This window comes from Klebsiella sp. 10982 (assembly GCF_048589245.1).
Classification (GTDB): domain Bacteria; phylum Pseudomonadota; class Gammaproteobacteria; order Enterobacterales; family Enterobacteriaceae; genus Klebsiella; species Klebsiella quasivariicola.
On record NZ_JBMAXV010000004.1, the window covers coordinates 61,489 to 86,840 of the forward strand.

A 25,352-nucleotide genomic window follows, 5' to 3' on the forward strand; every position below is an offset into this window, starting at 1 on the left:
CAAAAACGCAACTCTGGCCGCCGGGCCTTACTCTGCTGACGGGTCAATCACCGACAGTACGATTTTGCCCTCAAGATGGCCCTGCGCTGCCCGCTCGTGCGCCCTGCGCGCCTGTGCAAGCGGGAAAACGCTGTCAACAGCGACCCGAATGGCGCCAGCATCCAGTAGATCCGCAAGTTGAGCGAGCTGCGCGCCGCTGGAGCGCACCTGGGTAGTCGAAACGGTCACGCCGCGCTGCCGTGCCTCTTCCGCCCCGGCAAAGCCGAGCGGGAAGATCGGGTACAGCACGCCGCCGCGCCGCAGGGTACGCAGAAAACGGCCGCTGTCCGGCCCGCCCGGCGCATCGATAACCAGATCCAGGTCACGCACCGTCTCCTCGACCGCTGTGGTCGTATAGTCGATAAAAGCATCGGCGCCGAGCTGACGCAAAAAGGCTTCATGGCGGCCCGCGGCGACGGCAATCACCTCGGCGCCCTGCCACTTCGCCAGCTGCACGGCGAAATGACCAACGCCGCCCGCCGCACCGTTGACCAGGACGCGTTTACCCGCCAGCGGCACCGGCCGATGCGGCCCCGGCTGCAGCGGATTCGCCACCTCATGCCCGGGATCGATCATGAACTGCCAGGCGGTGAGGAGCGACATCGGCACCGCGGCGGCCTGCTGATGGCTTAACATCCGCGGTTTGCGGGCCAGGTCGCTGACCGGTACGCTAACGTACTCGGCGTAAGCGCGGCTGCCCCCTGCCGCCCCTTCAGGAAATCGCGCCATGGCGTACACGTCGTCGCCGACCGCCACCTCCCGGACGTCATCCGCCCGCGCCACCACCACCCCGGAGAGATCGGTCCCGAGGATCAAGGGAAAGCGGACTTCGGGCCGCCACTCCGGGGGCAGCTGTTGATAGCCATCGCGCAGATAGCTGTCCGGAGGGTTCACGCCCACCGCGTGCACCTGCACCAGCACCTCGCCGGCCTGCAGCACCGGCAGTGGCGCATCCTCATAGCTCAGGACTTCCGGGCCGCCAAAGGCGTGCTGTTGAACAGCCTTCATCATCTGCGTCGACATCGCTTTCTCCTCACAGGGAAATGCGTTATATTTAACGGAGCACTGTTCCGAATATATGGAGCAGTGATCCGATTGTCAAGGAACGCCAATGAGAGCTGATGCCAGAAAAAATTATGATCTGTTGATCGACGTGGCCCGCGAGGTTTTTGTGGAGCAAGGCGCCGAAGCGTCGCTACGCGATATTGCCCGCCGGGCGGGCGTCGGAATGGGAACCCTTTACCGCCACTTTCCCAACCGCGACAGCCTGCTGGAAGCCCTGCTTCGCAGCCGCTTTGCGGCGCTAACCGCCCGGGCTGAGTCGCTTCTGCTCGCCGCCGATCCTGGCGCGGCCCTGCTGGAGTGGCTGGCCGAGAGCGTGGCGTTTACCCATCAGCATCGCGGGATCATCGCTCCGCTGATGAGCGCCATCGACGATCCTGAGTCCGCCCTGCACAGCGCCTGCGTGACTCTGCGCGCCGCCGGCACGTCGCTGCTGACCCGCGCGCAGCAGACCGGGCAGGCACGGCCAGATCTCAGTGGAGACGAACTGTTCGATCTGATTGCCGCACTTGCCTGGCTACGGGAGCAGCCGTCCCATGCCCCGCGCGCCGAGCGGATTTTCGCGGTGCTGGCCGACGCGATCCTGACTGCCGGCTAGCGGCGGTCGGTCACCGGCGAGACAGCACGCCTGGCGGGTGACCGGAACCTCCGTTTGTTAACGATCAAACGCCCAGCTGGCCGCGCTGGTCAGCGCTCGCTCGAAGGCAGGACGGCCGGGGCCGGCCAGCCAGCCGGCGAAGGTGTACAGCTGCGGGTGCAGCCGGCGCATGGCGTCGAGGTCGGCATGCCCGGCCAGCCGCCCGTCGTCCACCAGCCCGGTCAGCTTATGCAGAAAAGGACTGGCGGCCAGCACCTCGTCGGAAAATCGCGAATAGGGGATCGGCCGTCCCGCCTGCGCGGAAAATAACGCCTCGAGCTGACGACCGGTCACGCTGTCGCTGGCGATCTCGAACGTCTTGCCGGCAAACCGTGCCGGCGCGGCAAAAACCGCGGCGACCAGGTGGCCGATATCCTCCACCGCCAGCACCTGCATCCTCCCCTCCGGCAGCATAAAAAAGTGAAAATGCCCTTCATCAAGACCAAAACCGGGCATCACCAGCAGCTCCATAAAGGTGGCGGGCCGCACGATGGTCGACGCCAGCGGCAGGCCGCGGATATGCCGTTCAATCGCCGCTTTGGTGTCATAATGCGCTACGCCGGTCGGCGTATCGCCCGCCGCACTACCGGAGCTGTACACCAGATGCTTCACCCCGCACTCGACGGCGAGATCGGCGATGGTTATCCCGTAGCGTACCTCCTGCTCATCGGTCACCGTCCCTCCCGGCGAACTGGGCTGGACGCTGAAGACGCCGTCGACCCCGGCCATCGCCGACCGCATTGCCGCCCGGTCTTCAAAGGTACCCTCCACCAGCTCGGCTCCCCGCGCCGCCAGCGCGACCGCCCCGACGGAGAAAGGATCCCTGACCAGCGCCCGCACCTGCCAGCCGCGGTGCAGCAGCGCCCGCGCCACCGAGCCGCCCTGCTGACCGGTGGCGCCAAAAACCAACACGCTTTGCGCATTATTCATCACTCTTCCCCTTTATCTGCAGCCTGTTGCCCGGCCTCTCGCCAGCGATATTCACCTTGCTTATCCTCCTCCAGCCAGCCGCAGGAAGGCCCGGCAAAATGCCCGGTGAACCATTGAGCATGATGGCTTGTCCCCCACGCCATCATCTCCCGTCGCGAGGCTTCCGCCAGCCGGGGATCGCCGCAGAACGCCGAATTCCACTGCGGGTGGGCAAACTGGAGCGGGGAATGCAGAAGATCGCCGGAGAAACAGGCGTAGTCATCCCCGGAGGCGAGGATCAGCGCGGCGTGGTCGGGACTGTGGCCGGGCGTGGGGATAAAGTCGATCCGCCCGCCGACCCGCGGTCGGGTCGCCACATCGACGGTTTCCAGCTGGCCGGCCTCGATCACCGGCAGCAGGCTGTCGAGCCACAGCGCCCGGTAGCGTTCGCTGTTTTTCACCCGCGTCAGCTCTTTTGCCGAGCACAGATAGCGCGCATTCGGGAACAGCGGCACCCAGCGATCGTCCTGCCACACGGTATTCCATCCAACATGGTCGGTATGCAGGTGGGTCAGTAGCACCAGGGTCACGTCCTCCGGGTTCACTCCCGCGGCGCGAAGATTCTCCAGATACGGCGTGTTAAGTTGATGATAGAGCGGATTACCGCCGCGCTCCCGACCGTTGCCGGTGGCCGTATCAATAACAATCAGATCGTGGGGGGTCTGCACCACCCAGCTGTGGATCGACAGCGCAATCGGCTGAATGACGGCGTCCGCCTCCGCTACCGGGAACGCCTCTGGATAGAGCGCCGCCGGCTGCAGGGTAATCTCGCGCTCCGGCACTTTGAAAATCAGGCTATCGCCTGTCTGGTACGTTTGCATCACTCCCTCCGCGCGCATTGCGCTGGTTGATTTATCGGGGTGATATTCACTATGCTGCCAGGATAACCCACATTCAAATTGATTATCATAATGAAGAAAATCATTGAAAATGATTTTAGTCGTATCGATCTGAATCTGTTGACGGTCTTGATGGTGCTGTACCGCGAAGGGAGCGTCACTCGCTGCGCAGAGGCACTGCATCTTGGCCAGCCGGCCATCAGCGGGGCGCTGAAACGGCTGCGCGAGATGTTTGACGACCCGTTGTTCGTGCGCAGCGCCAGGGGCATGCTGCCGACGCCGCGGGCGCAAGCGCTGATGACCGACCTGCAGCCGCTGATGGAAGAGCTGCATTCGGCGATGTTTGGCGCCGGAGAGTTCGTCCCGGCGCGCGCGCAGCAGCTTTTTCGTATCGGCCTCAGCGACTGGAGCGAACACTGGCTGATGCCCCCGCTGTTACCCGGGCTGATGCAGGAGGCGCCCGGGGTTTCGTTGCAGACGATAGCCGCCGACCCCTTCCAGGTACGCCAGCTGCTGGAGGAGGATCGCATTGATGTCGCAGTGTCTCTCAACAAACAGAGCCGCGGGGAGATCGTCAGCGAGCCGGTGATGACCATGGGGGTCACCACCCTGTGGTCGCCGCAGCAGATCCTCTGTCGCGGCCCGCTGTCGGTGGGCGACTTTGTCGCCTGGGAACACGTAATGGTGGCCTATCGCGAAACCGGCCACGGTGAAATTGACCGCCAGCTCGCCAGCCAGGGGCTGGCGCGGCGCGTGCGCTTTGCCACGCAGAATTTCTCCACCTTTCCCCTGCTGCTGACCACCCTGCCGCTGTTCGCCACCGTCCCGCAGGGGCTGGCGCAGCGCTGGCAGGCGCAGTATGCGCTGCGCGCGGAGGCTCCGCCAGTGGCATATCCGCAATTTACCTTGTGTATTCTGCGTCACAAACGGCGGGCGCAGGATCCGGCGCTGAACTGGCTGGTGGCGAGACTGAAACAGGCCATGCGCGGCGAGTAACGGGGTCAGCGTTCGATGAGCGGAGGCTCCAGAACGCGCCTGCTCCAGTCATAAAACGCGCGCACCGCTGGCGGCAGATAGCGGTTTTGCGGATAGACCAGCGACAAGGGAAGATCAGAAGCGGCCTGCTCCAGACAGGCGACCAGCGCCCCGCTCTGCAGATAAGGTTGCGCCAGATAGCTGGCGACGCGGATCAGGCCCAGCCCCTGAATGCCGGCCTGAATGTAGGCATCGGTATCGTCGACCACCAGCGTCTCCCGCATGCGGATCGCGCAGTCGCCTTCATCGAGGGAGAAAAGCCAGTCGATGGTCCGCCCGGTACGGTGATTCAGGTAGCCCACCGCCCGATGCTGGTGCAGTTCGTCGATGCTCTGCGGCCGGCCGTGGGCCGCGAGCCAGGCCGGCGAGGCGAGGACCATCCAGCGGTAGCGGGCCAGAGGACGCGCCACCAGGGTGGTGGAATCTTCGATCCGTCCGGTACGGATCACGCAGTCGAATCCCTCCTGAATAATATCTTCCACGTTGTCGCTTGAGCAGAGGATCAGCTCCAGATCGGGATACTGCTGCAGAAACTCGCCGATCCTCGGCAGAATGCAGTGGCGGGCAAGGGATTGCGGCATCCCCACTTTGAATCGCCCGGCGGGCTGAGCCGAGCGCCCGGGAAAAGAGGCTTCCATCGCCGCCATCTCGGCCAGCAGCCTTTTACACTCCTCATAATACCGGCGACCTTCCGCCGTCACGCTGAGCTTGCGGGTGGTGCGCTGAAGAAGCTGTGCCCCAAGCCAGGCTTCCAGCTCCTTCACTACCCGCGACACCGTGGAGCGCGGCTGCCCGAGCACCTCCGCCGCACGGGCGAAGCTGTGGGCATCCACAACCGTAACATACAACTGCATGGCATCCAGTCTGTCCATTTCGTACTCCCCCGGCAATTATTATCCCATTATCACGAACAGTCTAACCCGAAATCCTGTTCTTATCGAATGATGCCCGCCCCCCTACACTGAGCCTGTAGCCCGTCAATACAAGGCTTAACTGAGCAAGGAGTTAAAATGAAAACTGATAATCTTAATCATGAGGAAAAGGTATTGGTGCTGGGAGCGGGACAACTGGGCGCCGCCGTTCTCGATGCGCTGGTGCCTGCGGTGATCCAGCGCCAGGGCGCGGTCTCGGTTATCGTCTCGCCGGCGGCCAGGGATGAAGCCGGCCAGCTGCGGTCGGCAAACCATCAGGCGCTGGCCGACGCCGGAGCCACCCTCCTCGCCGTCGACATCGCCGGTAGCGCCATGGAGACGCTGGCCGATCAGTTTCGCGGATTCACCACCGTGATTAACTGCATGGGGTTTGTCGCCGGTCCGGGGACACAGCTGAAAATTACCCGCGCGGTGCTGGCGGCCGGGGTACCCCGCTATTTTCCCTGGCAGTTTGGCGTCAATTACGATGTGGTTGGCAAAGGCAGCGGTCAGCCGGTCTGGGACGAGCAGTACGATGTCCGGACCCTGCTGCGCGCGCAGCAGGCCACGGAGTGGGTCATTGTCTCCACCGGGATGTTTACCAGCTTTCTCTTCGAACCAGACTTCGATGTAGTGAATTTATCCAACCGAACCCTTCACGCCCTTGGCAGCTGGGATACCCAGGTGACCGTCACCTCACCGGCGGATATTGGCCGCCTGACCACGGCGATTTATCTGCATCAGCCGCGGATCGTCAACGAGGTGGTGTTTGTTGCCGGCGAAACAACTTCTTACCGGCAGCTGGCAGACACCGTAGAGCGCGTAACGCAGCAAACGTTCAGCAAAGCTGTTCATACCCTGCCCGCCCTGCTGGACCAGCTGCGGGCGGACCCGGAGAACACCATGCTGCGCTATCGCGCCGCCTTCGCCCGGGGCGACGGCATGTGGTGGCCGATGGAGGATACCTGGAATGCCCGGCATCATCTGCCGACCCAGAACGTTGCCGGCTGGCTGCAGGCCGCGCGCTGATTTTCTCTCACAGGACAGAATAACGATGAAAAAGTTAATTCCACTGATCGTAGTGAGTTGTCTGCTGCCGCTGGCGGCAAATGCCAGAACCATCACCGCCACCGGCGATACCCTGGACCATGCGGAGAGCAAAATCCGCCAGCAGGCCGCCCGCGAGGGCACGACCGCCTATCGCATCATTGAGGCGCGAATGGGCAACAACGTACATATCACGGCGAAAATCGCGGACTAATTCCCCGGCATCAGGCTCAGGGAGGAGCCGCCGCCAGCCCGCGCGCCAGGTCAGGCGCTCATTTTTTCCCGTCGACGATCGCGGCCCGGCGGCGCGCCGTACAGGCGAGCATACTCCCGGGTGAACTGCGACACGCTGATATAGCCCACCTCCCCGGCAGCCTGCGCAATGCTCATGCCTTCCGCCAGCATCAGGCGACGGGCGTGGATCAGGCGCAACTGCTTCTGAAACTGCAGCGGCGACAGCGTGGTCATGGCGCGGAAATGACGATGAAAGACCGAGACGCTCATCCCGGCGGCATCGGCCAGCGCGTCGATGCTGACGGGCTGCATAAAATCCCGGCGCAGCATCGCCACCGCCCGGCGGATCCGCGCTGAATGGCTGTCTACGGCGCCCAGCGTCCGAATGGCCGGCCCATGGACACTCTGCAACAGCCAGTAATGCAGCTCCCGCCGCAGACCTTCTCCCAGCACCGCCTGCGCCCCCGGCTGATCAAACAGCCTTGCCAGCCGGTAAGCAGCGTCCGTCACATCGGCGTTCATCGGCTCGATACCGACGCGGGGTACTTCATCCGGTCCTGACGGCCCGGCCTCCGTCAGCTCGCGCAGGATAGCCAGGTCCAGCTCCAGCACCAGCGCGTAATAGGGAAAACGCTGACTGGCCTCGGTGATCTGGCTGGTGGTGGGGACATCCGCGGCAATCACCATTGCCTCGCCCGGACCATAGTCAAAGCTTGTCAGGCCGGTAGTCACCTGCTTTCGCCCCTGCAGCAGCATGGCCACCAGCGGCCTGGCGATGGCCGCCTGCAGATCGCCGGGGTGCAGAGCCCGCACCAGGGTGATACCGGGAACCGGGGTAACCGCCACCCCGCTGCTATCGACATGAGCATCGGCAAACCGGCGGCAGTGATCGAACAGGGCGTCGCGCATACGTTCCTTTCAGGCAAGTTTTAAAGCCTGAGTATGCGCTATTTCCCGGCAAAAGGGAGTGAACGGAGAGAAATGGGCAAAAAATAACAAGGATTGGGCAACCCGACCTGACGCGCGGCCCCTATTGTAGAGCCTCAACATACCAGAGAGGACAGACCATGACTAAGATTGCACTTATCACCGGCGCCAACCGCGGCCTTGGCCGTCAGACCGCACTTGCTATCGCCCACCAGGGCGGCGATGTTATTGTCACCTGCCGCGGCAGTCTCGAACAGGCGGAAGCGGTGGTCGCCGACATTCGCGCGCTCGGTCGTAAAGTCATCGCTCTGCAGCTGGATATGGCGCAGACTGCCAGCTTCCCGGCCTTCGCCGACAGCCTCGGCAGCGCGCTGGCCAGCGTCTGGGGGCGGGCCACTTTCGACCATCTGATCAATAACGCAGGGCACGGCGAATTCGCCCCGCTGGCCGAAACGCGCGAGGCGCAGTTTGACGGGCTGTTTAACGTCCACGTTAAGGGGGTGTTTTTCCTCGTCCAGACCCTGCTGCCGCTGCTGGCAGACGGCGGACGGATCGTAAACTTCTCCTCCGGGCTGACCCGCGTCTCATACCCAGGCTTCTCCGCCTACGCCGCCGCCAAGGCAGCCGTGGAGATGCTGAGCGTGTACATGGCCCGGGAGCTGGGCGGGCGCGGCATCACCGTCAATACTGTCGCCCCTGGCGCTATCGCTACCGATTTTGGCGGCGGGCTGGTACGTGACGACGCAGGGGTTAACGCGCAGTTTGCCGCCATGACGGCCCTCGGACGGGTCGGCGTTCCCGAGGATATTGGGCCGATGGTCGCTAGCCTGCTGCGCGACGATAACCGCTGGGTGACGGCCCAGCGAATCGAGGTGTCGGGCGGACAAACCATCTGACAACTCAGGCTGGCAGGAGGCGCTCCAGCGCCAGGCCAGCCAGCCGCGCGGTCTGCAGAAGACGCGGGAGGCTATCGCCCTCCCGCGCTTTCGCCGACAGGCCGAGCATCAGCGTGTCCATGTAGTCGGTCACCCGCAAAGCCTCCTGCGGGTAATGGCGGGCAATATACTCGTGGATTTTGGCCCTGGCAGCAGCATGCCATTCGCCCGCTGCCACGCGAGCGTCGGGATCCTGACAATGCTCTCCCTCCAGCACCAGGCAGCCGGCGGCAGCCGGATCGGCCACGTAACGACGGGCGGCCTCCTGCAATACCGCACTCAGCGACGCCGCCACCGGCTGGTTGTCTTGCAACAGTTCCGCGATGGGTATAGCTCCATGCTGACTATAACGTTGCAGGACGCGGGTATACAGCCCAAGTTTGCTGCCGAAAGCGGCATAAAAGCTCGGGGGGTTAATGCCGAAAGCCTGGGTCAGATCGGCCACGCTCACCGCGTCATAGCCTCGCGAATGAAAGAGACGTTGCGCCGTTTCAATAGCCTGTTCTGCATCAAACTGACGGGGGCGTCCCGGAGTACGCCTCGATTTTGTAGTGGTCACTATACTAATCCTTGACAGCCTGTTTTGCTGCAGCATATTGTAATCATCACTACAATATCACGAGGTGCGGAACATGACAGCGTTTAACAACAAATCAGTGCTGGTTTTGGGTGGGAGTCGGGGAATTGGCGCGGCGATCGTCAGGCGTTTTGCCGCCGATGGCGCATCGGTGATGTTTAGCTATTCCGGATCGCCAGAGGCTGCCGAGCGGCTGGCAGCAGAGACGGGCAGCACAGCGGTACAGGCAGACAGCGCCGATCGCGACGCGGTCATAAGTCTGGTTCGCGACAGCGGTCCGCTGGATGTGTTAGTGGTCAATGCCGGGATCGCGATTTTCGGCGATGCCCTGGAGCAGGACAGCGATGCCATCGATCGCCTGTTCCGCATCAACATTCATGCCCCCTACCATGCCTCCGTGGAAGCCGCGCGCCGTATGCCGGAGGGCGGGCGCATTATTGTCATCGGTTCAGTCAATGGCGATCGTATGCCGGTGCCGGGGATGGCGGCCTATGCGGTCAGTAAATCGGCTCTGCAGGGACTGGCGCGCGGACTGGCACGGGATTTTGGCCCGCGCGGCATCACGGTCAACGTCGTCCAGCCCGGTCCTGTTGATACCGATGCCAACCCGGAGAACGGCCCGATGAAGGAGCTGATGCACAGCTTTATGGCGATTAAGCGTCATGGCCGCCCGGAAGAAGTGGCGGGAATGGTGGCGTGGCTCGCGGGTCCGGAAGCATCGTTTGTGACGGGAGCCATGCATACCATCGACGGGGCGTTTGGCGCCTGATGGCCCAGGGCGGCGGCGCGCGCTTTGCACCGCCGCATGGGCGTACTGGCCCGCAGGGTATCATCAGGCCAGGCTGTCGACCGCCATAAAAAAGCGATCCTCGGTGAGATTAAGACGCGCCTCCGGTGGCTGGTGCGCTTTGCGGATCATCCAGCCATCGTCCGGCGCCAGGCTCAGATAATAAACCTGGCGGGTCGCCGTACCGCCGTGAGTATCAAGACTAAGGCTCACGACCCCTTTTTCAACGCCGTTCCACAGCTGCTGCGGCACAATATTGACGCTGCGCTCGCCGTTTTGCAGGCGGATAGCCGGGATATCGTACCGGCAGATGCCGCTGTTGAGGCTATAGCCGAGGGTGCTCAGATCGTGGAGGTATCGGGTCGAAACCTCCACATCGATACCTGAGCCGTCAAACCACTGGCTGATCTGCTGCGCCAGCGCCGCCATCTGCTGGCGAAAGGCGTTGATGTCCGCAGCGGCCGACCCGTCGAGGGGCAGTGTCCGCTGCGGATTTTGCTGTTGCTGCAGTTTCTTAAAAAATCGTTCCCTCGCTGTCACGTTATCTCCCTGTGCTGTGGTGAAGATGGTTATCGCCCGTTCGCTGGTTAATGAAGGTGGAGGGCGAACTGTGGCGATAGCCCCGCCACAACTGTTTGTTTTCGACGTTACTTCGCCGGTTCAGGCTTAAGCCGTAGCTGATTGTTTTCGGCGGTAAAAATACGCGGCTTGTCCGGGTCCAACTCCTCACGCGCCAGTACCTGCTTCCAGGTATTTCTCTCCAGGTCCGGATGGCGGAACAGGCCAACAAGCGCCACGAACGTCGCCTCCGCCTCCAGCGGCATATTCAGACTGGCGTCACCTCCGGGGCTGATCACCACATCGCGACTGGCGAGAAGATCGGCGGCAAGCAGGATATCCCCCTCCTCGAGCAGTTGCTGGTAAACCAGCCGGTCAAAGGTCTGGCGATCTTTAAGCTGATAGATGCGCACCACCACCGGCTCGGAAAGCGTGTGATTCTCTCTGGTGTCGGTATTGAGCGCTTCGCGGGCCGTGAAATCCAGATGCAACGTAGTAATTTTCTTATAAAAAACGGCGTTGAAAGCGGATTTTGTCCCGTCGGTGACACGTTGGGTAAGTCCGCATCCGCTCAGGCAAAACGCCAACAAGGGCAGCAGGCAGGCCGTTTTAGTCAAACTTGTACGTAACACGTCGGTTTCCTTGTGATGAGGTAGCAGACTGCAGGCCCGAATAGGTGCCCAGCTCAGTGGTAAAGGTCTGAGGAATATCGTCCTGACGCTCATCCTCCCCCACGCCCAGTACGCCATTCATGCCGAGCCAGAACGGCCCTTCCCCCAGCGGCGGGACGGCCAGCAGTCGGGTCGGCACGGTCAGGGTGATATTGGCCCGGAATCGCCAGCCCAGATAAACCCGTAGCATAATAAGGAAGTCCTGAAATAGCTGTCCGTCAGGCTTCCAGCCTTGTGCCTCCTCGGGATTATCCGTCGTGAGGGTTATCCGTAGCTGGCTGCTGGCGTCCATCACTTCATCCCCCAGAGGGGTATTACCATCCAGCAGGAAGTCGTCATCGCCGTAAAAGCCCAGCGGCTGGCTGATCGCCACCGGACGCAGGCTGTACGGGCTCACCCTGACGGTAGTCGCCGGGGCCAGCAGGGTGACCAGCGCCTGGATCCCCTGCTCGGTTTTGCCAGGCTGGCGCAGCACGCTGGTCAGCGCCAGAAAACGCGATGCCGGCGAGGCAATATGATCTGCTGTTCCAGGAATACCCAGCCCCGCCAGGCTCAGCAGCGACTGTGAAAGCTGATCGCTACCGCCGGGCTCAAAGGTGGCCGGCCAGGAGTATTTCCGCCAGATGCGGTAAAACTGCGTCATGATCCGGTGGCTGAAGATGTCCAGTAAGCCCTGCAGCGCTTCATGCCCTTCCCTGCGCTGGGCAATATCATCGAGATATGCCGTCGGGAGCGGCGAATCGACACCGTACAACCCCATAAAGGTGGTGCGAATGACCGGCGGCCTGCTTTCATCAGCCTCATCGTATTCCACGGCTTTCAGTTCGCTGGCCGGAAACCCCATCCCCGGATGCGGGTAAAACCGTACCGGATCGTCTGCCGGATGGCTGGTCGCCCCCATCAGCGGTTGGCCGGGACGCCGCTTTTCCAGAAGCTGGCAGAAGCGGTAAAAATTGATCCGCGGCAGGTCGGCCTCCAGCCGTGGGGTCAGCCGGGAATGCGGCGGCTGTGCTTCTCTTCCCATTCCAGTCGTTCTCCGGTAGGTTGCAGAATGATAATCAGGCGGTTAAACAAGTAGATATCGGTGTAGAGCGCAAAGAAGCGGCTGAGCATCTCGCCAAACAGGCATATGTCGCCTCGTCCGGCAAAGCCGTGACTGTCAAGGGTGACTTCAATCTCCACGCCGCGTACCAGATGGCCCTGTGCGAAGCGTTCTATTGCGCTGTGCTTCACGTCAAGGATGGCCTCCAGGCGTCGACGATTCATCTCGCTGTCGGTCCATTCATACAGCGCCAGGGTACCGCGCAGGACCTCCGCGTTATCCATCAGGGAAAGAAAGCTGCTGCCCAGATGGCTCAGCACGCGCCAGTGAAAGCGGTCCTGAGCAGGGGGATAGCACGGCAGCGTTGGTGCGCAGAGGTTGCGAACCGCGACGCTGGCCGAGGTGGTTTTCATCACTGTATCAAGCACGGTGCTCTGCAGCGCGCGCCGCGGCAGCTGGCCGTTAGTTCCGGTGAGGGTCAGCGACAGGCTTTCATCTTCCGGTACGGTATGATTGTCAAAGGCTTCCCCGCCGACGATAAGCCAGGTGTTGTACAGCCCGGAGGGGCCACGGCGCACCCGGGTATGATAGTAATAGTCCGCCGCGTCATGACGCATCATGCCGCCTTTGTGGCGAAAACTTGAGAACGGCGCGTAAACCTGCTGGTGCGAGGAGATCACGGAATCGACGGTGTAAATTTCGGTGTGGCCGTCCTGCACGCGCATCGGGCGCAGCGGGTATTCGGTCTGCAGGGAATTGATGGTCAGCGGATCGGACTCCAGCGGAAACAGGTTGATCACTGGCACGCAGTGCAGGCGCAGCTGCTTTTCGCTGAAGCGGAAGTCATGTTCCCAGCGTTCCGCCAGCACGACGTCGATTTCAAACCACGCCAGTCCGGCCGGAAAAGCCACCGTCTCCAGCCCGCGCAGATCGATGAACATGAACTTTTCGCGGAAGGTAAAATACTCCAGCAGCAGCTGGTAACCGCGAAAACTGCGGCCATCTTCAGGCCAGAGGCTGTCCTCCTCGCCAAATCCCAGCGCGCTGAAATACCCGTCCAGCGGCCTTCTGTCCACCTCATCGGACATGCGCAGCCACATCCGGGCCACATTGAGGGTAAAGGCCTCGTGCATGGCGCAGGCCAGCGGCGCATCGGCGTTGCAGTAGAGCGGGATATGACTGAGATCGACCCGGCGCCAGTCCGTCAGCTGGCTGCAGTTAAAGCGCAGCGTGATCACCGACCGGCCATCCGTATCGGTGGCCAGCCGGGCGTGCTCAAGAGATAACGGCTGCAGAGCGATCGCTTTGGTGGTGGTGTACCGGCAGCGCGTGCCCTTTTCACCGATCGGCCGGGAAAGCACTTCAAAGCCTTTGGCCATCGTCATCGGCTCTTTCATTTCCGGCCAGTCGGGGGTGAACTCCACGACCGACATCGAGGGAATGGTACGTAAATAATGTGGCCACAGCAGACTGACCACGCCTTCGGTCAGCTCAGGCAGATCGTCATCGAGCTTCTCGCGCATGCGGCCCATCAGGAAGGCAAAACCTTCAAACAGGCGCTCGACAAAAGGGTCGCGGGCGCCCGCTTTGTCGAGATTGAGCATTGCCGCCTGCTCGGGATGCGCGCGGGCAAACTCTTCACCCGCTTCCAGCAGGTAGCGCATTTCAGCGTCGTAATAACGCAGGGTTAAATCGTCCATAAATCACCAGAATGAGTAATAGCTTTCAGATATGCAGAGAACCGCAGGTGCAGGGAGTGCAATGTGAATGAAGTGTGAATTATGCGCACAGCACCGCGGCGCGAGCGGGATCCAGAGCGATGAGCCCGGCAAGCAATGACTCCAATTCTGGCAGCAAGCGATTTTTTTCTGCCTCACTGCGCCCGGCCTTGCCTCTGAGCAGCCGGAGTCGGCGGGCTTTGACCTCAAAGATAAGCTCCGGCTTCCATTGTTCGAGCGTCATTTCCCGGGCGCGGCTGTCGAGTTCCGCCAGCAGATGCAGCGCCATTTCATTTTTTCCGTACTGCTCGCTGACCCGCGCCATCAATAAGCGCATCAGCCACCGATTGCGGCTGGTGGTATAGCCCGGCTGCGCCTGTAACCAGTTCAGCGCCGACTCAATACCTTCATCGTCCGCGCGGGTGAGCACTTCTGGCTCCAGCGACAGCACCTCATCAGCGCTGGTCGCCGCCATTACCGGCTCATCTTGCCATCCGGCCATCTCATCCAGAACACGCTCGTTAAGCCAGTTGAGCGTTACTTCATCGGCGAATGGCGTACCATCGTTAAATGCCAGGGTTTCCAGCCCCGGCAGACGAGCCAGTAGCCCTTTCATATCCCGGCACAGGATATCGGCACGTACACTGTCAGCATCCAGTTTCAGCAGCGCCTGCCAGGCATACCACTGCACATCCAGCCACAGATGGTTGACGCCTTGCGCCAACAGCGTGTCCGTATGCTCCAGCAGTTCTGACCAGCTTTTCTGTAAATACAACCGCTTAAGATGGGCTTTACTCTCAGGCTTTGGAGGCAATAGCCGGGTCCGACCCGAGGCATCCAGCGGCGGTAACTCCGTTAACGTATCCCAACGCACACTCTTCATCAGATGATGACCTGCCAGCCATCCGCCGGGACACTCACGCAGGTATTTCGCCAGCACCTTAGCCTGATCGAGCAAATCACGACCTGACGTGACGGTATGCATTACCGGTGCGGCGTCCGTATGTTGGGGCAGCAGATCGTGTTCTTCGCGGCTGGTCTGCGGCACCAGACTGTGGGCTCCGCCGCTTTGCACCAGGCGGTTCTCCAGTATCTGATATAGCCCGGAAAGATCGGGGCGAGATGCTTCAGCCAATCCGGCAAAAGAGGCTTCCGTCAGCAATAACGCCCCGATAATGACCTGCATAGTGGTCATGTCGACTTCCGGATAAAGAGACAGACTGTCCAACATCCGGCGACTGCCTAGCCATTCCAGCGCCGATTTGCAGCTACGTTCACGCTGGGGATGGAGCATAGCCCCAAACCGCTCAAGCATTGCCGCCAGCAGCGTAACGCCCTCCGCCAGACCGGTTTCGCCATCGCGCTGCAGACGCGCCCACACGTAAAAGGTGATGACGCGCAGATCCTTGCAGGTCTGAGTCAGCAGTTTTTCTGCCAGCTGGCAAATGAGTTCGGTATCGACACCGGAGATCTTATTGACCTCCTCGCGGATACGCTGAAAATCATCGTCATAGCCCGGATCGCTCCCGGTGGGCTGGCTATCACTGATTGGCGCAAGCCATGACTGCCAGTTCTCCTGGCGTGACCGGGCCTGCTGGCGCAGTACGCTTTCATCCAACTGACTGGCGGCAACCAAATTTTGTAAAATGCTCATTATTCTATCCCATCCATGTCATTATCTCCTGAAGCTGTCGTCAGAGCCTGTGCGCTCTCAGCCGCATCGACACTAAAAATCTGATCCGGCAGGGTCAATCCGCGCAGCGCCAGAAGCACCAGTGGGCCGCTCCCAAGCTGAGAGCGCAATACCCACTGCAGGGTACGACCATCCGGGGCAGTGAAGCTCATCATCCACTGGCTGCGTTCGAGCTGCTGGCGCTTACCCTGCTCCAGCCAGCGAATAAAACCCCAGGTACCGCTGTAGTCACCAAACAGGCGCGTGCCCGCATTGACGGTGGTCCAGGTCAGCAGAGTGCCGGGTTTATACGTCTCTCCCGGCCAGCGAAAAGTCTGCCAGTCGGCCATCTGGTTGAAATAGCGCAATTTTTGGCCGTCTATCGTCAGCTGTGTCTCCACAACCTCCGGGGCAGGCCTGGCCTGTAACTCAAAGCTGATCCCCTGGCTGCCGTCGGTAAAAAGAATGTCGGACAGCTGGCTTAGCTGGTTGATGGCGCGCAGGAAGGCCGGATTAAAGACCAGGCCGTGACTGTTGACCTTATCCGGCACCCACTGACTGCCTTCTTTATGCAGGACACCGTTCAGCTCCGTCGTGAGAAAACGTTCGATTCGCCCGCTGTCCTTGCGCACAAACTCAGCCAGCATCGGCAGCGAGGCGTCGCTTTTGCTGGCGGCAAACGGAAAGCGTCCGTCAAAGGCGGTGTGCCAGTTGGCCACCACCGAGCGGCGCCATTTATCATTCAGACTGACCGCCGACGGCAGAAGCACGGTTTCCCATGCCTGGGTCAGCGGTTGCACAAACAGAGTGTTGCCGAAGCCACTCCACTCTTCGCCAAGGCTTGCCGAAATCAGGCTACCGTACTGTTGCGTGTCGGTCAGGTCGACGCTTTTCCCCTGGAAGACGGTCTGCGCCAGAATCTGCATCATCTCTTGCGGATCGGAGGCATTCGCAACCTGCTGCAGGCGCAGGCGCACGCGGGTGATACGGGTTAGATAGGTTTGCAGGCTCAGGGTGCTATCGGCCGACATGACGTTGCTGCCGGTGTTTTTCCCCATCAACTGGAGCAGTGGGCCGAAGGTGTCATCCAGAGGCCCCTGCGGGCCGGCGGCCGACTGGTCGATGACCGACTTGTCTTTCCCGCCCACCAGATCTTTGGCCGATTTAATAAGGCTGTCCGACAGCCCCTCCCTTTGTTGCCCCGCCTGCCCCTGCCAGGCAAGGGTATTCATCAGGGCAATCAGCGGCGACTGGCGGACATCGCTTATCAACGTGAGCTGGTCGGTAACATCGGCGATATTGGTCGCCGGGTTGAGTCGCAGACTGTTGAGAAAATTCAGCCAGCTGCCGGCGAAATCGGTGAAGTAGCGTCGGGTCAGACGCGCTTTCAGCGCCTGCGGCGACAGGTCTGTCGACACCGTTTTGCGCGAATCGCTCAGCACCCAGTCGATTTCCTCCCGGCGCGAGCTGGCTGCCTTATCAATGGCTTGCTGAATGCCGCCTTCCCATGCCTGGCGGGTAAACATCCCCTGGACCACTTCATCGGAGGTAAACAGCCGGCGCGCATCGGTGCCACTGGTCATGTCTTCCAGCGACACATCGGCAAAATTACGACGCACGGATTTAAGCATGTTCTCATATAAGGTGCTTTCGGCATTGCGGCGACCTAGCTGCTGCAACAGAACCTGACGGCTCTGACTGACCAGTTGCGCATCCGGAGTTATCTTCCACTCTGGCCGCTCGGGCAGCAGGGAGAGGTAAAAGGCCCACAAATCCGGCGCCAGACTTTGCCACAGACCGGTCGAGATCCCCATTCGCGTCGGCTGGACCGTTTTCATGGTCTGCGCGAAAAATGCGCCATCGGCTTTATCCGGACGAGCCATCATCAGCCAGGCTTTCAACTGGTCATAGCCCGGTTTCGCCAGCTGGGCTCGCTGGTCGCTGTTGGGGGCGGAGTTCACCAGCACGCTGAGCGCCTGCTGCAACGCGGCATTGGCCGGGTCACGTATCAGGCGATGATTTGCCACGCCGTACCAGGGCAGGACGGCGTCCAATAGCTGCTGATGATGGTCCAGACCAAAGCGCCGGTACCAGGGAGCGCCCTTCTGCCCATCGTGCACGAGACGGCCGGCTTCGTTGCGCAGGGCATGCAGAGCCGTCAGTTGATAGTCAGAAACAGAGGGGTGCGCTACCAGGTCGCGGGCTTTTCCCGCTACCGAAGCAATCTGGTTGTAATTGAGAGCGAAGGAGAGCAGCAGTCCCGCCGCCCACAGGCCGAGGATGGCCATCAGACCACACGCCAGTCCCCGTTCCCACGCCATTCCCACGTGATGCCCGCGTAAACGGCGGCAGTCATCAACGATCCCCTGCCAGGTGGCGGGCAGCGTCAGGAGATGAGGCTGGCCCGCAGGCAGGGCATCAGCTTCCTGATACGGATCCACGGCGCGAGGTTCTGGCAGGCTAAACATCAGGCCTCGCAGCGCAAACCGCTGCCGCGAGGCGGTCAGCCACGGCGCCAGCTGCCGGCGCCATTGCGCGATCCCCCCGTCGATAAGCCGCTGCCCCAGACGCAGCAGGAAGTCGTGGCGGGTATCTGCTGCGATCTGGTGCATCCCCTGCTCACGCAGCGTGGGCAGCATCTGCACAAGCTGACGGGCGACATCGTCCTCGGCGGCGCGTAACGGGAAGCTAACCCCTACCGCCTGCACCGCGCGGTCAGCCTGCGGCCACTCACTGTCGCACAGTTTCCACAGCCAGACCGGGGCGGCATAGCCCAGCAGTTCGCTGATTTTTTCCAGCCCACGCAGGTCGCTCTCACTTATCTGCGGCGTCAGGGTGAGAGACGACGGCATCACCCGCACAATTCCGTCCAGAGGACGACCACGACGCAGCTTGCGCAGCGCGGCGTATTGCTGGCGATCGGGTTCGGAGAGCAGACTGCCGCCGTAAATCAGAACGGTACGCTGGCCCTCAAGCCAGCGCTGCTGACGCAGACCAGGCACCAGTTGTTCGATTGCCGCCTCGTCGCCGGTGACCAGCAGCAGGCGGACTTTGCGCCGCCAGTGCAGGCGATAACGTGCGTGAAGGTGCTTTTTCAGCGGGGCATAAAAGGCTTCGCGCCCTGGAGGCCTGGCGGGTTGCCGCACAGGCGCGGCTGAAGGCTTAATCTTATCTTTTATCAGCAGTCGAAAGGCCATAAACCCCAGTACCAGCAGGCTGAGCGCCATACCCCAGATAATAAAGCCCGTGGCGATAAGCGGGCGCAGCGTTTCCCACTGCGTGGCACGGTCAGCCGCCCACAGCCACCATGCCAGCCCGCCCAGGAGCACCAGAAGCGTGACCGCAGCAATACAGACGATAACCGTAGCCGCCACAGAGATAGCGGCAGGTTTATTGACGTTGTCCATCAGGTTTTACAATTCCAATTGCGAGGGTATTCAAGGGATCGCGGGCTAGCCAGCCACACGGTTGTTGGTAGTGTGCGGCGTAGATCGCCGCCAGCGACAGAACGGTCAAGCCTTCCATCTCGCCGATGTCTCCCCAACAGGCATCCTGGCGATACAGGTTAATATCCCAACCGCTGTGCGCCAGCGCTTCCAGTCCCGGCTGAAAAAACAGCGCACAGGCTTCCGGGGGGCCGCTCAGTTCGTTCTGCTCCAGCACACGAGCGGCTACAGCAGTCAGGGCCTCCCCTTTTTCTGCGCAATAGGTTTCCCCCCTGGTCAGGTGCACCGGACCGTCCCGTCCGGCGAGCCACAGTACCGCAGACTCTCCGGCGGGTTGCACCGCCCCCGTCCGGGCGACAACCACCTGACATCCGGCGATAAGCACAGTGTCATCGGGGTCAGCTTCCGCCAGAGTGTGTGCTATCTCCGCGAGGCTGGCCTCCCCACGCCAGGCATACGGGCGTGAGGGTAGTGTCATCTGCGCAACAGTGAGGGTCATCTGTGCACGAAACGCCTGCCAGGCGAGCTCCGTTCCCTGCCAGTAGCAACGCAGCGGCGGCGTAAGCGTTCTTTCACTGCGCTGTCGTTGCCATTCCATCACCAGTAGTTCCGCCAGCCGTTTTTCGCGGGCGATAGCCTCAGAAACTGAAAGGTATGGCGCTCGCAGCGCCCTGCCGCCGCCCTCGTTCTCTTCCTCTGGCGGACGCTGGTGACGGCTTAGCACCCGCAGCCAGTCAGTGGTCGTTTTGCCCATGGGCCCCAGCAACAGACCTTCCTGTAACCCGATCGGCTGCCGATGCTCCGCCCACCATTGCTGTTGTTCGTATGCTACCAGTTGGTCATAGAACCTGGCGTTATGCACGCTCATGCGGTAGTACAGCAGCCGGATCAACCAGCCGGTACCCGCCAGCACCAGAGCCAACAGGATCCCGGTGGCGGCCAGGGCGCTTTTTCCTTCTGCCGAGGGAAGTAAAGCGCTGACCCCGCCGCTAAGCAGGACCAGCAGGGCCGAAGCCGATAGCCACCTGGCCGTACCAGGCGGTCGCGCGTCTCCGTACGGGGGATACTCCGGTACCGGCCTCACTGATCAACCCCGCAGTCTGGGTTAGAGCTGACCAGCGTGCAGCCGCAGGCGCAGCGATGACCGTGCAGCGCAACCGGCTGGCCATCAATCGTGGTTCGTGCGCTGCCTTCAGCAATGGTCGTCATACCGTGTTTGTTACACTTGACCGGGTCGCCCTTGCAGGCGAATCCCAGACCAAAACACTGATAATGCCCCATCAGCACCCTGCCCCCATACTCCCGCAGGGTATCGCCTTTGCGAATGACTTTATTCATCGGATCCTCCTTATCCGCGTTCAGACCGTTGTCGTCAGAACGTCCTCCAGCCAGCTGGCCGGCAGCGCGGCTTGCCCCCGCGCCAGCTGCTGTTCCGCTTTCCGCGCCTTTTGCTGTGCGACAACGGTTCCCGGCTCGTGGGTAAATGCCCGCAGCTGCTCCCCTCCGGGCAGCTCCGGCAGCGCTTCCCCGGTTATCTTGTCCAGCACCGCCACCTCCAGCGAGCGCACGGCGCCTGTCGCGGCCAGCCCGGCCAGCTTGCCGGTCAGGCGCTTTTGCCGGAAACTGAGCACGACACCCGCGGTCACGGTCGCAAAACCCACCAGGTCTCCGGCGAGCACCAGCGGCGAGAGCGGTTTACTGCAGCGCTCGCTGAAGTAAATCATCCGGTAGCGGAAGTAACCGGTCCACATCTCGCGCGTGCCGAGCGCGGCATACATAAACCAGGCGCGTGAGTCATGCACCTGGTCATCAAACAGCGCCCTCACCAGCCCGGCAGGCTGCTCCGCGTTGCTGGCCTCGCCGGCATCGGGAAAGAGGACGGCCACCCGGGCCTCTCCGTCACGCTTCATGCGCCGGTATTCCTGCGCTTCATCATCGGTATTGAGGACGAAAATCACTGGCTGCAGCACGGTATCCAGCACCAGCTGCGCCAGGTTATCCGGAATACGGTAACCGTCGTGGTAATCCTTTCCGAACTCCTTCGCCGCGTCGAACAGCTGGGTTTGATCCATCTTTGGGTCAAAATCCTTCACGCCCGGCTGCAGAACCAGTTCATCCATCCTGTCAGGAGGCTGGTTTGCTATCTGGTCCTGGCGAGCCCTGAGCACCTTCTCCTGTGCTTTATCACGAATCTCTTCTGCCGCCTTACGCGCGGCAGGCAGCGCGTCGGTATTCTTGGCGCGCTGATAGAAGGGCGTTTTCAGCATCGAGCCTCTGGCATAGCGGTCGATGCGCCAGGCGGTGATCCAGGCCATTTGCTCAGCAATGACGGTTTCCAGACTGCCGCCGGCGGCAGGTGGTTCGTAGTGAGAGGCTGCTTCGGGATCGAACGTTTTCGGCGTGGTTTGGCCCAGGGTGAGTTCACGCCAGGCGTTGAAGCGTGATATTAATTCCGGTGCAGCGACAAAATCTCTAATTTGCTCAGCATCAAGAGCGCGCCAACTATCCTTTCTTAAACTCTCCGGTAAACTAAATTTATTGACTTTCAGTGGCGCGCCAGCAGAAAAAGCGCTTGAATACAGGTCATGCAACACTATTTGTGACAACAGATAGCCATCATGTTTAGCATTCGCCTTCCCCTGATCCCCCGGCGGATATCCTCCACCGATATCCGAGTGCATCCCCGGGTAAACCACCTCAGTGGCACAGGGCGGGTATTTGCCGTTTGCCCGCCGCACCGAGTCCAGCGGAAAGCAGAGACGCTGCTCATGCCCGGAAACCAGGTGAACACATTTTTTTATCAGCCCGCCATAGGTTTCATCATCCGGCAGCTCCATCGTGCCGTCTGCCCAGGACATATGCCCGTCGGCAACCGGCACCACATGCGCCACCCCGACGGAGGCCACCGTATCCAGCAGCCCGAGAAACTCCACGCTGACGGGCAGCTGCATCCCGCCTGTCTGCAGGCACTGCGGCGGTTTTTCACCCTCCGCCGCCGGCGGGGGCAGCAGTTCGCTCAGCCAGCGCACAAAGGTGCGCGCCGCTGCCGCGCCGCGGGAAAAACCATAGACATACAGCTTGATGCCTGTCAGTTTCGGCTTGCCCGGCTCAGGCTGAATAATCAGGGGCTTCAAATCAGAGGCCAAATCATTCAGCAAACGAGTGAACTCTTCATAGCGGTTATGGCTGCCGCCAAACCACAGCCGGTTCCAGCTGGTACCCATTTTTTTGAGGGATTCACGGCTGGCTCCTTCGGACAGCTTTATGCTGTTGTTTTCCTTGTCCTTACTCAGGCGCATTAGCACATCAATAATCCGCAGCAGCGCCCAGTTAATCCGATCCTCACCCTTAACTGCCCCCACCAGACCCATGGTGGAATAGTCCGGGTCATTCACTTCCGGGAACGGGGTGCCCACGCCGGGAATATAAAACTTGAAGTATTTTCCTCCACTGTCTTTTACCCCATCCAGCGGCATCTTTTTGGTATCAGTGACGCCGCCGGCGGTGCCGTCGCCAATGGTGGCGCGAAACAAACGCGCGATATTGGTCGGGTGCTTCGGGTTCGCGATAAAAAAGTCATGATTTAAGTTATTGCCGGTACCGTCGAAAAACAGGCTGATGTGCAGTGTCTTGCAGCACGGCGGCTCCACGCGCCGTCCGGCAGCCAGGCACAGTTCCTGGTGATAGCGCCGCTCGTCGCTGTTCTGCTGATGGCAGTTCTGCCCAACCTGCAGCGCCCGGCACGGCAGACGTCCCTGCGGCGGAAACGGCGGCGGGACCCAGGCGGCATGGGTTTCGGTTATTTCGGACATACGGCGGGCTCCTTCATCCTGACGGGCTCTTTTATCGGGTACGACAGACTGCCGTAGGTGTAACAGCTGGTGGTCACCTTCACGTCATCGCAGGGTAAAAAGTGCACCGTAATGCCGCACACATCCTGGCCGTTATAGTCGGGCAGCGGGACAGTTTTGCTGTGCTGCCGATGACTGGCTTTTATTTTCTTTTCCCATTCAAGATATTTATTCCAGTTTTCATATCCCGGGAAATCATCAGTTGAAGCTTCCCCACTTTCCCAGTCAATGCGTACCGTCATACCCGGCGTCCAGCGGGCGGGCACGCTGAAGCAGCAGCCGCCACCGCCACCCTGAAACGGGCCTATAATGTCGATCCCCGACTGGCCGTTGACACTGAAGTGGTTTATTGCCCATTTTGTGTGGTTGATGGCGTCAATGGTGCCGCCGCCGGCCCGGGCGGCTGGCTGTGCGCAGCCAGTTAACAGCAGCAGACCCGCCAGCAGCGGGCTGATTAATGCAGACTTCATCGGACTCTCCCTGTCGGTTTGAGGGTGATTAAGTGAGGGTGATGCCATCCCGGGGAAACGGAGGCGAGCTACTCCGGACATACGGCGAGCTCCTTCATCCTGACAGGCTCTTTTATCGGGTACGACGGACTGCCGTAGGTGTAACAGCTGGTGGTCACCTTCACGTCATCGCAGGGTAAAAAGTGCACCGTAATGCCGCACACATCCTGGCCGTTATAGTCGGGCAGCGGGACGGTTTTGCTGTGCTGACGTTTTAGTGCTTTGATTTTTTTATACCAAACTCTTTTTTGTTGGTTATATTCTGCTATTTCTTCGGTCCAGACTTTATTATCCTGCCCTTTATAATTCGGATAAGCAGGTTCAGGAATTTCAGGAATGTCTCTGGCAAATGCGACTCCACTTTCCCAGTCAACGCGCACCGTCATACCCGGCGTCCAGCGGGCGGGCACGCTGAAGCAGCAGCCGCCACCGCCACCCTGGAACGGACCTATAATGTCGATGCCCGACTGGCCGTTGATACTGAAGTGGTTGATCGCCCATTTTGTGTGGTTGATGGCGTCAATGGTGCCGCCGCCTCCGCCTCCGGCCTGTGCGGCTGGCTGTGCGCAGCCGGTTAACAGCAGCAGACCCGCCAGCAGCGGGCTGATTAATGCAGATTTCATCGGACTCTCCCTGTCGGTTTGAGGGTGATTAAGTGAAGGTGATGCCATCCTGAATAAACGAAGGCGGGCTACTTCGGACAGACGGCGGGCTCCTTCATTCTGACGGGCTCTTTTATCGGATAATTCGCATTTCTCGGTGACCAGCAGCTGGTGGTCACCTTCACGTCATCGCAGGGTAAAAAGTGCACCGTAATGCCGCACACATCCTGGCCGTTATAGTCGGGCAGCGGGACGGTTTTGCTGTGCTGCCTCTTTTGGGCATCAATTCCTTTTTTCCAGGCAAGGTATTTTTCCCTATCCTGATACCCCGGAAAGTCCATGGAGTACCCCACCCCGGTTTCCCAGTCAACGCGCACCGTCATACCCGGCGTCCAGCGGGCGGGCACGCTGAAGCAGCAGCCGCCTCCGCCCCCCTGAAACGGGCCTATAATGTCGATCCCCGACTGGCCATTGACACTGAAGTGGTTAATTGCCCATTTTGTGTGGTTGATGGCTTTTATTGTGCCGCCACCGCCGCCTCCGGCCTGTGCGGCTGGCTGTGCACAGCCCGTTAACAGCAGCAGACCCGCCAGCAGCGGGCTGATTAATGCAGATTTCATCGGACTCTCCCTGTCGGGTGAGGGTAATGAAGGGATGGTGATGTCACCCCGGGGAAACGAAGGCGTGCTACTTCGGACATACGGCGGGCTCCTTCATCCTGACGGGCTCTTTTATCGGATAGTTCGCATTTCTCGGTGACCAGCAGCTGGTGGTCACCTTCACGTCATCGCAGGCTAAAAAGTGCACCGTAATGCCGCACACATCCTGGCCGTTATAGTCGGGCAGCGGGACAGTTTTGCTGTGCTGGCGGTTGTTTTGTTTTAAATTATCTCTCCACTCTCTGTATTTTTTTGAATCAGCAAATCCAGGAAAACCTTCAGTCGATGCCTCACCACTTTCCCAGTCAACGCGCACCGTCATACCCGGCGTCCAGCGGGCGGGCACGCTGAAGCAGCAGCCGCCTCCGCCGCCCTGAAACGGGCCTATAATGTCGATCCCCGACTGGCCGTTGACACTGAAGTGGTTGATCGCCCATTTTGTGTGGTTGATGGCTTTTATTGTTCCGCCACCGCCGCCTCCGGCCTGTGCGGCAGGCTGTGCACAGCCGGTTAACAGCAGCAGACCCGCCAGCAGCGGGCTGATTAATGCAGATTTCATCGGACTCTCCCTGTCGGGTGAGGGTAATGAAGGGATGGTGATGTCACCCCGGGGAAACGAAGGCGT

25 protein-coding genes are annotated in these 25,352 nt (G+C 60.8%); 6 read left to right on the forward strand and 19 right to left on the reverse strand.

The genetic code is table 11. The features are described from left to right. Nucleotides 1-27 precede the first annotated feature (27 nt). On the reverse strand, nt 28-1,062 hold the full coding sequence (locus ACKLKD_RS04695) for an NADP-dependent oxidoreductase (protein WP_087805496.1): 1,035 nt from the start codon (nt 1,060-1,062) through the stop codon (nt 28-30). 88 nt (nt 1,063-1,150) lie between these two features. Between ACKLKD_RS04695 and ACKLKD_RS04700 the strand changes: the two genes are divergently transcribed. Beyond that, nucleotides 1,151-1,699, forward strand: a complete 549-nt coding sequence (locus ACKLKD_RS04700; RefSeq protein ID WP_025713220.1) for a TetR/AcrR family transcriptional regulator — start codon at nt 1,151-1,153, stop codon at nt 1,697-1,699. 57 nt (nt 1,700-1,756) lie between these two features. Here ACKLKD_RS04700 and ACKLKD_RS04705 read toward each other — a convergent pair whose 3' ends face one another. Together ACKLKD_RS04705 and ACKLKD_RS04710 are read right to left on the reverse strand one after the other, a co-directional pair. Further along, a complete protein-coding gene (locus ACKLKD_RS04705; protein WP_025713219.1) occupies nt 1,757-2,668 on the reverse strand; it encodes an NmrA/HSCARG family protein in 912 nt (303 codons plus the stop codon). Continuing rightward, nucleotides 2,668-3,531 (reverse strand): MBL fold metallo-hydrolase, encoded by an 864-nt coding sequence (locus ACKLKD_RS04710; protein WP_165931803.1) that lies wholly within the window; start codon nt 3,529-3,531, stop codon nt 2,668-2,670. Before ACKLKD_RS04710 ends, ACKLKD_RS04705 begins: the two co-directional genes overlap by 1 nt. An 87-nt stretch (nt 3,532-3,618) precedes the next feature. Between ACKLKD_RS04710 and ACKLKD_RS04715 the strand changes: the two genes are divergently transcribed. Beyond that, on the forward strand, nt 3,619-4,542 hold the full coding sequence (locus ACKLKD_RS04715; RefSeq protein ID WP_025713217.1) for a LysR family transcriptional regulator: 924 nt from the start codon (nt 3,619-3,621) through the stop codon (nt 4,540-4,542). A 5-nt stretch (nt 4,543-4,547) separates the two neighbouring features. On the opposite strand, the gene ACKLKD_RS04720 is transcribed toward ACKLKD_RS04715, so the two are convergent. Then, on the reverse strand, nt 4,548-5,453 hold the full coding sequence (locus ACKLKD_RS04720; protein WP_025713216.1) for a LysR family transcriptional regulator: 906 nt from the start codon (nt 5,451-5,453) through the stop codon (nt 4,548-4,550). Between the two features lie 138 nt (nt 5,454-5,591). On the opposite strand from ACKLKD_RS04720, the gene ACKLKD_RS04725 reads away from it, so the two are divergent. Together ACKLKD_RS04725 and ACKLKD_RS04730 are read left to right on the forward strand one after the other, a co-directional pair. Beyond that, the gene (locus ACKLKD_RS04725) at nt 5,592-6,521 is read left to right on the forward strand and encodes an aromatic alcohol reductase (RefSeq protein WP_087805498.1); all 930 of its coding nucleotides are present in this window, start codon (nt 5,592-5,594) and stop codon (nt 6,519-6,521) included. A 25-nt stretch (nt 6,522-6,546) separates the two neighbouring features. Further along, nucleotides 6,547-6,753: a YdgH/BhsA/McbA-like domain containing protein gene (locus ACKLKD_RS04730; protein ID WP_087805500.1), complete on the forward strand. Its 207-nt coding sequence runs from the start codon at nt 6,547-6,549 to the stop codon at nt 6,751-6,753. Nucleotides 6,754-6,803: 50 nt separating this feature from the next. On the opposite strand, the gene ACKLKD_RS04735 is transcribed toward ACKLKD_RS04730, so the two are convergent. Then, complete coding sequence (locus ACKLKD_RS04735) at nt 6,804-7,682, reverse strand: AraC family transcriptional regulator (RefSeq protein WP_087805502.1); 879 nt, start codon at nt 7,680-7,682, stop codon at nt 6,804-6,806. 158 nt (nt 7,683-7,840) lie between these two features. On the opposite strand from ACKLKD_RS04735, the gene ACKLKD_RS04740 reads away from it, so the two are divergent. Further along, nucleotides 7,841-8,596 (forward strand): SDR family NAD(P)-dependent oxidoreductase, encoded by a 756-nt coding sequence (locus ACKLKD_RS04740; protein ID WP_025713212.1) that lies wholly within the window; start codon nt 7,841-7,843, stop codon nt 8,594-8,596. A 4-nt stretch (nt 8,597-8,600) separates the two neighbouring features. On the opposite strand, the gene ACKLKD_RS04745 is transcribed toward ACKLKD_RS04740, so the two are convergent. Beyond that, complete coding sequence (locus ACKLKD_RS04745; RefSeq protein ID WP_025713211.1) at nt 8,601-9,194, reverse strand: TetR/AcrR family transcriptional regulator; 594 nt, start codon at nt 9,192-9,194, stop codon at nt 8,601-8,603. Between the two features lie 73 nt (nt 9,195-9,267). On the opposite strand from ACKLKD_RS04745, the gene bdcA reads away from it, so the two are divergent. Beyond that, the gene (gene bdcA, locus ACKLKD_RS04750; protein WP_025713210.1) at nt 9,268-9,981 is read left to right on the forward strand and encodes an SDR family oxidoreductase; all 714 of its coding nucleotides are present in this window, start codon (nt 9,268-9,270) and stop codon (nt 9,979-9,981) included. Between the two features lie 63 nt (nt 9,982-10,044). Here bdcA and ACKLKD_RS04755 read toward each other — a convergent pair whose 3' ends face one another. The 13 genes from ACKLKD_RS04755 to tli1 (ACKLKD_RS04815) form a co-directional block, all read right to left on the reverse strand. Continuing rightward, on the reverse strand, nt 10,045-10,539 hold the full coding sequence (locus ACKLKD_RS04755; protein ID WP_025713209.1) for a hypothetical protein: 495 nt from the start codon (nt 10,537-10,539) through the stop codon (nt 10,045-10,047). 107 nt (nt 10,540-10,646) lie between these two features. Further along, a complete protein-coding gene (gene tssJ, locus ACKLKD_RS04760; RefSeq protein ID WP_025713208.1) occupies nt 10,647-11,189 on the reverse strand; it encodes a type VI secretion system lipoprotein TssJ in 543 nt (180 codons plus the stop codon). Continuing rightward, entirely contained in the window at nt 11,167-12,252 is a 1,086-nt protein-coding gene (tssG, locus tag ACKLKD_RS04765) for a type VI secretion system baseplate subunit TssG (RefSeq protein WP_025713207.1), read from the reverse strand. Before tssG ends, tssJ begins: the two co-directional genes overlap by 23 nt. Then, the gene (gene tssF / locus ACKLKD_RS04770; RefSeq protein WP_025713206.1) at nt 12,216-13,970 is read right to left on the reverse strand and encodes a type VI secretion system baseplate subunit TssF; all 1,755 of its coding nucleotides are present in this window, start codon (nt 13,968-13,970) and stop codon (nt 12,216-12,218) included. Before tssF ends, tssG begins: the two co-directional genes overlap by 37 nt. A gap of 79 nt (nt 13,971-14,049) precedes the next feature. Then, nucleotides 14,050-15,642: a type VI secretion system protein TssA gene (gene tssA, locus ACKLKD_RS04775; RefSeq protein WP_042929516.1), complete on the reverse strand. Its 1,593-nt coding sequence runs from the start codon at nt 15,640-15,642 to the stop codon at nt 14,050-14,052. After that, complete coding sequence (locus ACKLKD_RS04780; RefSeq protein WP_080897176.1) at nt 15,642-19,067, reverse strand: ImcF-related family protein; 3,426 nt, start codon at nt 19,065-19,067, stop codon at nt 15,642-15,644. The genes tssA and ACKLKD_RS04780 overlap by 1 nt, the downstream gene beginning before the upstream one ends. Beyond that, the gene (locus ACKLKD_RS04785) at nt 19,051-20,190 is read right to left on the reverse strand and encodes a hypothetical protein (RefSeq protein ID WP_012968402.1); all 1,140 of its coding nucleotides are present in this window, start codon (nt 20,188-20,190) and stop codon (nt 19,051-19,053) included. The genes ACKLKD_RS04780 and ACKLKD_RS04785 overlap by 17 nt, the downstream gene beginning before the upstream one ends. Then, complete coding sequence (locus tag ACKLKD_RS04790) at nt 20,187-20,444, reverse strand: PAAR domain-containing protein (protein WP_002902252.1); 258 nt, start codon at nt 20,442-20,444, stop codon at nt 20,187-20,189. Before ACKLKD_RS04790 ends, ACKLKD_RS04785 begins: the two co-directional genes overlap by 4 nt. A gap of 20 nt (nt 20,445-20,464) precedes the next feature. After that, the gene (locus ACKLKD_RS04795; protein WP_087805505.1) at nt 20,465-22,918 is read right to left on the reverse strand and encodes a T6SS phospholipase effector Tle1-like catalytic domain-containing protein; all 2,454 of its coding nucleotides are present in this window, start codon (nt 22,916-22,918) and stop codon (nt 20,465-20,467) included. Beyond that, nucleotides 22,906-23,427, reverse strand: a complete 522-nt coding sequence (gene tli1 / locus ACKLKD_RS04800; RefSeq protein ID WP_012968404.1) for a T6SS immunity phospholipase A1-binding lipoprotein Tli1-KP — start codon at nt 23,425-23,427, stop codon at nt 22,906-22,908. The genes ACKLKD_RS04795 and tli1 (ACKLKD_RS04800) overlap by 13 nt, the downstream gene beginning before the upstream one ends. Nucleotides 23,428-23,495: 68 nt before the next feature. Then, nucleotides 23,496-24,089 carry a DUF3304 domain-containing protein gene (locus tag ACKLKD_RS04805; protein WP_025713202.1) on the reverse strand — a complete coding sequence of 198 codons (594 nt, stop codon included), beginning with the start codon at nt 24,087-24,089 and terminating at the stop codon, nt 23,496-23,498. 68 nt (nt 24,090-24,157) lie between these two features. After that, nucleotides 24,158-24,688, reverse strand: coding sequence for a T6SS immunity phospholipase A1-binding lipoprotein Tli1-KP (gene tli1 / locus ACKLKD_RS04810; protein ID WP_025713201.1), 531 nt, complete (start codon nt 24,686-24,688; stop codon nt 24,158-24,160). Between the two features lie 67 nt (nt 24,689-24,755). Further along, the gene (gene tli1, locus ACKLKD_RS04815; protein WP_012541976.1) at nt 24,756-25,286 is read right to left on the reverse strand and encodes a T6SS immunity phospholipase A1-binding lipoprotein Tli1-KP; all 531 of its coding nucleotides are present in this window, start codon (nt 25,284-25,286) and stop codon (nt 24,756-24,758) included. Between the last annotated feature and the right edge of the window lie 66 nt (nt 25,287-25,352).

Bases quoted from the DNA above. Each gene is read 5' to 3' on its own strand.
- ACKLKD_RS04695 (WP_087805496.1), bottom strand. From the start codon at position 1,062: ATGTCGACGCAGATGATGAAGGCTGTTCAACAGCACGCCTTTGGCGGC.
- ACKLKD_RS04700 (WP_025713220.1), top strand. From the start codon at position 1,151: ATGAGAGCTGATGCCAGAAAAAATTATGATCTGTTGATCGACGTGGCC.
- ACKLKD_RS04705 (WP_025713219.1), bottom strand. From the start codon at position 2,668: ATGAATAATGCGCAAAGCGTGTTGGTTTTTGGCGCCACCGGTCAGCAG.
- ACKLKD_RS04715 (WP_025713217.1), top strand. From the start codon at position 3,619: ATGAAGAAAATCATTGAAAATGATTTTAGTCGTATCGATCTGAATCTG.
- ACKLKD_RS04720 (WP_025713216.1), bottom strand. From the start codon at position 5,453: ATGGACAGACTGGATGCCATGCAGTTGTATGTTACGGTTGTGGATGCC.
- ACKLKD_RS04725 (WP_087805498.1), top strand. From the start codon at position 5,592: ATGAAAACTGATAATCTTAATCATGAGGAAAAGGTATTGGTGCTGGGA.
- ACKLKD_RS04730 (WP_087805500.1), top strand. From the start codon at position 6,547: ATGAAAAAGTTAATTCCACTGATCGTAGTGAGTTGTCTGCTGCCGCTG.
- ACKLKD_RS04735 (WP_087805502.1), bottom strand. From the start codon at position 7,682: ATGCGCGACGCCCTGTTCGATCACTGCCGCCGGTTTGCCGATGCTCAT.
- ACKLKD_RS04740 (WP_025713212.1), top strand. From the start codon at position 7,841: ATGACTAAGATTGCACTTATCACCGGCGCCAACCGCGGCCTTGGCCGT.
- bdcA (WP_025713210.1), top strand. From the start codon at position 9,268: ATGACAGCGTTTAACAACAAATCAGTGCTGGTTTTGGGTGGGAGTCGG.
- tssG (WP_025713207.1), bottom strand. From the start codon at position 12,252: ATGGGAAGAGAAGCACAGCCGCCGCATTCCCGGCTGACCCCACGGCTG.
- tssF (WP_025713206.1), bottom strand. From the start codon at position 13,970: ATGGACGATTTAACCCTGCGTTATTACGACGCTGAAATGCGCTACCTG.
- tssA (WP_042929516.1), bottom strand. From the start codon at position 15,642: ATGAGCATTTTACAAAATTTGGTTGCCGCCAGTCAGTTGGATGAAAGC.
- ACKLKD_RS04780 (WP_080897176.1), bottom strand. From the start codon at position 19,067: ATGGACAACGTCAATAAACCTGCCGCTATCTCTGTGGCGGCTACGGTT.
- ACKLKD_RS04790 (WP_002902252.1), bottom strand. From the start codon at position 20,444: ATGAATAAAGTCATTCGCAAAGGCGATACCCTGCGGGAGTATGGGGGC.
- ACKLKD_RS04795 (WP_087805505.1), bottom strand. From the start codon at position 22,918: ATGTCCGAAATAACCGAAACCCATGCCGCCTGGGTCCCGCCGCCGTTT.
- tli1 (WP_012968404.1), bottom strand. From the start codon at position 23,427: ATGAAGTCTGCATTAATCAGCCCGCTGCTGGCGGGTCTGCTGCTGTTA.
- ACKLKD_RS04805 (WP_025713202.1), bottom strand. From the start codon at position 24,089: ATGAAATCTGCATTAATCAGCCCGCTGCTGGCGGGTCTGCTGCTGTTA.
- tli1 (WP_025713201.1), bottom strand. From the start codon at position 24,688: ATGAAATCTGCATTAATCAGCCCGCTGCTGGCGGGTCTGCTGCTGTTA.
- tli1 (WP_012541976.1), bottom strand. From the start codon at position 25,286: ATGAAATCTGCATTAATCAGCCCGCTGCTGGCGGGTCTGCTGCTGTTA.